Here is a 6378-nt window from a genome sequence, read left to right as displayed (position 1 = left end):
ACTCGATCTGAAGAATCGCAGCGGCACGCTTGCTGTTGCGATTGCGGCGCTCGCAGCCGCCAGCGTGTTCGGCGCTGATGCCGCGATGGCGGGAGCCGACACGACCTTCAACACCGCTCTCGCCCAGTTCACCGGCTTCCTTGAAGGCTCCGGTGGCCGGATCATCACGGTGCTCTCGCTCGCTGGCGGCATCGTTGCGCTGGCGTCGGGCCGCTTTTCGCTCGGTCAGGTCGCAATCCCGGTTGGCGTCGGCGTCGGAGCCGGGACCGGCATTCCGATCGTCACCGCCTCGGTGACGGGCACGGTCTGAACCCTGCCCCCTCGCTTCATGATGGCAAGGGTACCGCAGTTCACCCTTCTGGCGGCTGCTCCTTGTCCTCTCTCTGGCGGAGTTGATCCTTGGACCAGTATTCGATCCCAAAACATCTCGACGATCCAGAACTGATCGGGTTCTGGACCCTCGATGAATTCCTCGTGATGGTCATACCCTTTACCTGGGGAATTCTCGCTCAGCACGTTGTCATCGGGCTCCTTTTGGCCCTGGCTGCGTGGTTCGGCTATCGCAAGGTCAAAGCTGGGCGTTCGATGCATTGGGTCCTGCATTTTGCCTATTGGCATTTGCCGGGAGAATTCTTCGGTCTGAAGGTCGCTCCGCCATCTCATCTTCGTGTGATGGCGGGCTGATATGGAAATCTCTTTTGCCCACGAGGCGTCGCAGCGGACCCTCAAGCAACGCAACCTGCTTGCGCTCATCTGTGTCGTGCTCGGCATTCTCGTGGTGGTTATGTTCACCGCGGCATCGACGCGGGACCGCGAGGTTGTGCTGCAGCCCATCCTGCCCAGCCAGATGACGCTGAGCTCTGCGGCGCTCACGCCCGAGTATCTTGAGGCTGTGACGCGCGACACCGCGCAGCTCGCGCTCAACCGCTCGCCCGAAACACTCCAATACTGGCTTGATGGCATCGTTGCCATTTCCGCGCCGGAGGCGCGCGGGGCTCTCAAGGCCAAGCTCTTGAGGATCGTGGCGGAGCAGGAGGGCTCTCAGGTTACCCAGTTTGTCACGATCAACTGGATCCGCACGGACCCTGAAAACCTCACCAGCCAGGTCGGAGGCGTCCTTCATACCATCGTCGGATCCAAGGACGTGCGCCGCGAGCACAAGATCTTCGAATTTCACTGGACCTACACCGGCGTGTCGCTGCGCCTGAAGGGGTTTGGTGTCGTCGTTAAGAAGGAAGGAGCGAACCAATGACCTTCTCTGTCTCGACGCTCTGCCTTGCCTCAGGCGCGCCGTTGCTTTTCCGCATCGACAGCCATTTTCTTCGTGGGCTTGGCGCTGCGCTTTTCTCGGTCGGCTTCGTCATGGCGGCCACGCCAGCCTTTGCTGACGAAAACATCCTCGCCGTCGACAATGGAGAGGTTCGCTGCCGGGCATCCAAGGCCGACCTGACGCGCATTTCGCTGAAGGATGACCGGTTTGTGTCGGTGTCCCGAGTGCAAACTGGCGTCGAGGGTCAAGACTTCTCGATCGTCCACGAACCCACCCGCGGCGATATCTACATCTCGGTTCCCGAAGCCTATGCAAAGCCGAACATCTCCTTCTTCGGGACGACGCAAAAGGGCCTTGTCTACAAGTTCGACTGCCAGATTGGCGGTGACAGTGCGGTGCAGGTTTTTGTGGCGAATGCCGATATCGAAAATCCTTCCGCCAAGCCTGAGGTCCTTACAGCATCGGGTTCGTTGCAGGATCGCGCTGTCGGGCTCGTCAGGGCGATGTTCGAACAGCGCCCGGTGACCGGCTTCGAGATCCGCGATGCGGCCCGTGCCCCGGTCAACGTCGGCGATATGAAGGTTCAGCTCCTCACCGAGTATCGCAGCCCGACGATGACCGGGAAGGTCCTGCGCATCGAGAATGCCAGCTCCTCACCGATCGCGCTTCGCGAAGAACTCATCGCCGGGGACGGTGCAATCGCCGTCACAATTTCCAACCCCAACCTCGCAAGCGGGCAGGCGACTGCTGCTTACGTGGTCGTGCCTGCAGGAAGGTAAGCCTCATGGATTTTCTCAAGCGCAAGCCCAAGGATCTGGATGGCGCCGAGGCCGATGGCCGCGATGCGGTCGATGAAACGGGCTCGATCATCGACAATGACAAGGCACAGAAGCGGCAGAGAATGCTGTTTTTTGGGCTGGGTGGTGTCGCGGTCGTGGCTTCGACCATGTATGTCTTGCGGACGGAAACCGTGGTTGAAGAGGCAACCAAGCCTGGGCACGAGACCGAGGTTTCGACTGATGCCCTGATGAACCGACAGCGCGTCGATCAGGAATGGATGGCCATCTACGAGGGTCAGGTTAACTCCCAGGATCAGCGTCTCAAGGGCGTCGAAGCGCAGGCTGGCCAGGTTGCGCAGTTGCAAAGCGAGATTCAGGCTCTGCGCGGTGAAAATGCCGCGATGGCGCGCGACGGGCAGCAGGTACTCGAGGCCTATGAGCGTGAGAACCAGCAACTGCGCCAGCAGGTCACCAGGGGCAATGCCCGCCCGACTGCGCCCGGACCTGTTGCGGCTGCCCGTGATATGGGCGTGTCTTCGCCAGCTGCATCCGACGCACCTTCCGCCGCAATCCCCCGCCGCGGCAGCGACGTGCAGATGGTGTCCTTCGCGCAAGCAGGCGGGACGGGCTCGCGCATTGATCCCGCCAAGGCCCCTGCGGTTTACACCGACTCCCCGAACTACCTTCCGCCCAATTCAATCGCGAATGCCACCGTGGTGGTCGGCGTTGATGCGACGACCAATACCCGCAGCCAGAGTGACCCTCTGCCGGTTCTTCTGCGCATCACGGGCCCGGCGCGCTCGGTCTATGGTGACGGCAAGCTGCTCGCGACCCGCGTGCAGGGCTGCATGGTCAATGGTGCGGCTTACGGCGATCTCTCCAGCGAAAAGGTCTATGTGAAGCTACAGCGCATGACCTGCGCGCAGCCCGGCGGGCGCTTTGCGGTGTCAGAGGTCAAGGGCTTCATTGCCTTTGGCGGCAAAGTCGGCGTTCGCGGACGGGTTGTCAGCCGTGAAGGCTCGCTGACCACGCAAGCCTTTCTTGCAGGGCTGGTGAGCGGGGTAGGCAACGCCTTCCAGGGTGCCAACCAGATCCCCCGGATTTCCCAAGATCCCGTGCTCCCGTCCGCTTCCGATGTCGGCATTCAGGCGATTGGCGGCGGCGCGGCCAACGCCGGGAACACTCTCTCCGATTATCTGATCGAACGGGCCGAGCAATATCAGCCGGTCGTCGAGATGCCCACCGGTGCTGCGGTCGAGGTCGTGTTCCTCGACGGCACCTTCATCAGGAATTGAGGCCCGTCATGGAATTCAAATGGACCACATGGAAGGTCGCAGGGGCCGCCCTTGCGCTCACTGGCTCCCTCGCCGCAATTGCAGCCGCCGCTCATGCCGCGGCGGCAGACGACGCTGCGACGATCAAGGCAGCGCTGGTCAAACGTCTCCCCAAGACCGAGATCACCACGATCGACTGCGACAAGATCGAGGGCGTTTGCGAAGTTCAGGCACGCCAGAACCTCTTCTACATCGACCGCTCGGCGCGCTATCTCATCATTGGCCGTGTCTACGACATGGAGACCAAGCAGGATCTCACAGCCGCCCGGTTGCTCGAGATGAACCCGGACATGCTGGTCGGCGCGGGGGGCGCTGGGGAGCAAGAGGACGCTGCCGAGCCGACACCGGCACGGCAGGCAGGTGCGGGCGGCGCGCAGCCACTGCCACGTATCGATCCCGCAGCGCTGGCAGCTCTGCCCTCGAGCGGCAGCGTCGTGATGGGCAAGGGTGGCCGGACGCTCACCGTCTTCAGCGATTTCCGGTGCGGGTATTGCAAACGCCTCCACGAAACCCTCGCGACGCTCGACGTCAAGGTCGTTGAGCGCCCGATTTCGGTGCTCGGCACCCGTCCAATCTCCGAGGCGGTCATCTGTGCGACCGACAAGCGCCGCGCGGTGAACGAAGCCTATGATGGAGGCGCGATCACGAGCGGTCGGCGCTGCGACACCTCGGGCCTTGATGCCAATGAGGCCTTTGCGAGGCAACATGGGTTCACCGGCACCCCGGTCATTGTGCGCGACGATGGCGCTGTCCTTCACGGCTTCCGCCCTCGCGAATTCCTCGAAACCTGGCTGAAGGAGAAGGTGTCATGAACACCAAAGGCGCATTGGCAATCGCGGCTGTGACGTTCGGGCTGTCGGCCTGTACGACGCTCGGTACCAACGTCAGCGGCAAGTTTCGCTGCGAGGCTGCAGACGGTATCTGCGCGCCTTCTCTGGTGATCGATGACAGCGCAATTGCGCGGATCGAGGAAACGACCTCGGCGGATCTTCTGAACCCTGCAGGTCCATTCCGGATGGACGACGGGATCTCCGCGCCTGTGCGAGGCCAGTCGCTCGGTTTCGAAGCCCTCGTTGCGCGTTCGTCGCCGAGTTACGAGCTGTCTGTCGTGTTTCCGGGCTACACGGATGCCGCAGGCACAGCCCATGCCCGCATCGCGGTGCCAGTTAAGGCGATGCTCCCGGGCCGGGGCGATGCTCTCGAGACAATTGCGCTACGAGGTGCAAAGCCTGCGCGTGCTCAGGGGCTGTTGGCGGCCGCCGAGAGCGCACCGCAATTCATGGCGATTGCCCCTGGCATCTTGGATGACGGTCAGCCAGGTTCCGTGGGCGCTGAGACTGCCATGGCGTCCAATCTTCCAAAGACCCCAGCGCCGATCCAGCAGGCCCCAGCCCAGCAAGCGGCTTCTCAGCCTGCCAACCCGATCGCTGAGATCGAGGCGAAGGTCTCCGAGCGCCTCGCATCACAGCAGCGATTGCCGAGGCGCGAGGCCGCCTCATTCCCTGCAACGCCCCCTGCAACGCCGGAGTAACGCGCCATGCTGCAGGCCTTCACCAACATCATCGATCTGGTAACCGGCGACGCTCGCAAGCCTGAGCAGAACGCTCGGCCTGCCAGCGTGCCAATGCTCTCCCATTTCCTCGGGTATCGCTCGTTCGATGAGGAGAAGCGTATCTTTCATCAGGTCCGCTCGAAGGGTTTCATCATCGAGCTCGCGCCGCTTGTCGGTGCAAACGACCGGGTCAATGATGTGATCGGGTCGCTGTTCTCCGACATTCTTCTGCCCGGCACCAAGTTCTCGGTCACGAACTATTCGAGTCCGCGCGTTGCTGAGAAACTTCAGGCCTGGGCGTTGCCGCGCTACAAGGCTTCGGGGGTTTTCCAGACGCTCGCCCGTCACCGCGTCGACAAGTTGCGCAATGGAGCATGGTCCACTCTTGCGAGCGATGGCCCGTTCTTTGTGCGGAGCTTTCGCGTGCTGCTCGCGGTCGGGATAAGTGACGGTTCGGGCCTTTCGACCGATGACCTCCTTACCATGCGCGAGGGGATCATATCCGCGCTCGATTCCATCGATGTGCCGGTCAAGGAATTCGCGCCAACCGACCTGATCCGCTTCTTCGATGAGATCCTCGCCCCGTCCACTGGCGCTGGCGACGAAGTGCCGGGATACAACCGGTTCGATCCTATCAATGAGCAGTGCATCAGGCGCGATCTCGTCACCCATGTCGGTCGTGACCGCCTTGTGCTTGAGGCACAGTCGTTGCGGCCAACGGGCTCATCAGTCGATGGCGTGCCCGAGTTAAAGGACTTCGTGCCTGAGCGCTTCGATGTGCGCACCATGGCGGTGCGCAATTTTCCGGATCGTTGGGCACCCTGGGACAGCCAGAAGGTGATTGGGGACATCTTCAACCCCAAGCTCTCGCTGCCTTGTCCTGTCTTGCAGACGGCTTGTGGAGTGATCCCCAATCAGGAGTCTTCCGAAGCGAAGGCCGGCTACAAGTTCGTGCGCACCAGCTCGCTTGCGGAAGGCAAGGGCGTGAAGCTTGTGCCCAAGCTGCGTACCGAAGCGGCTGAGTGGCAGTTCGTTGCCGACCGGGTCAAGCAGGGCGAGAAGCTCGTGTCCTGCTACTATGCTGTTACGATCATCGCGCCGAAGGGCCGGGGCGAGCCCTGCGAGCGCACGCTGAAGGCTCTCTACAAGGCGAGCGGGTGGGATCTGATTGACGAGACCCATATCCAGCTTCCCGCCTTCATGGCGCACTTTCCGCTGCTGCTGGCTGACGGGCTCGACAGCGACCTCAAGCGGATGAAGCGCATGCGCACCATGCGGTCGGCGAACCTTGCCGCGATTGCGCCGATCCAGGGCGAATACATCGGTGGCAACATCCCGCACCTGCTCTTCGTAGGTCGCCGGGGGCAGCCGCAATTCTGGTCCCCCTTCCAGAACAGTGCCGGCAACCACAATGTCGCGATCTCCGGCAAGTCCGGCTCGGGC

General features: G+C 62.2%; 8 protein-coding genes. All 8 read left to right on the top strand.

Annotated features, from left to right (window positions below):
* Nucleotides 1-7 precede the first annotated feature (7 nt).
* A complete protein-coding gene (locus OPU69_RS19650; RefSeq protein WP_498513248.1) occupies nucleotides 8-310 on the top strand; it encodes a hypothetical protein in 303 nt (100 codons plus the stop codon).
* Between the two features lie 89 nt (nucleotides 311-399).
* Nucleotides 400-684, top strand: a complete 285-nt coding sequence (traL, locus tag OPU69_RS19645) for a type IV conjugative transfer system protein TraL (RefSeq protein ID WP_054136666.1) — start codon at nucleotides 400-402, stop codon at nucleotides 682-684.
* A gap of 1 nt (nucleotide 685) precedes the next feature.
* On the top strand, nucleotides 686-1252 hold the full coding sequence (locus OPU69_RS19640) for a type IV conjugative transfer system protein TraE (protein ID WP_054136667.1): 567 nt from the start codon (nucleotides 686-688) through the stop codon (nucleotides 1250-1252).
* Entirely contained in the window at nucleotides 1249-2049 is an 801-nt protein-coding gene (locus OPU69_RS19635; protein ID WP_058803363.1) for a type-F conjugative transfer system secretin TraK, read from the top strand. Before OPU69_RS19640 ends, OPU69_RS19635 begins: the two co-directional genes overlap by 4 nt.
* Nucleotides 2050-2054: 5 nt before the next feature.
* On the top strand, nucleotides 2055-3344 hold the full coding sequence (locus tag OPU69_RS19630; protein ID WP_498513245.1) for a TraB/VirB10 family protein: 1290 nt from the start codon (nucleotides 2055-2057) through the stop codon (nucleotides 3342-3344).
* An 8-nt stretch (nucleotides 3345-3352) separates the two neighbouring features.
* Nucleotides 3353-4195, top strand: a complete 843-nt coding sequence (locus OPU69_RS19625) for a DsbC family protein (RefSeq protein ID WP_058803361.1) — start codon at nucleotides 3353-3355, stop codon at nucleotides 4193-4195.
* Nucleotides 4192-4914 (top strand): hypothetical protein, encoded by a 723-nt coding sequence (locus OPU69_RS19620; protein ID WP_058818288.1) that lies wholly within the window; start codon nucleotides 4192-4194, stop codon nucleotides 4912-4914. The genes OPU69_RS19625 and OPU69_RS19620 overlap by 4 nt, the downstream gene beginning before the upstream one ends.
* Before the next feature lie 6 nt (nucleotides 4915-4920).
* Nucleotides 4921-6378, top strand: a 1458-nt coding sequence (locus tag OPU69_RS19615; RefSeq protein ID WP_498513242.1) for a TraC family protein, incomplete at its 3' end; no start/stop codon positions are given.

It is taken from the genome of Blastomonas sp. 34TW (assembly GCF_059803595.1).
Note: the sequence above shows the minus strand (reverse complement) of the source record. Positions and strands in the feature narration are given on the sequence as shown.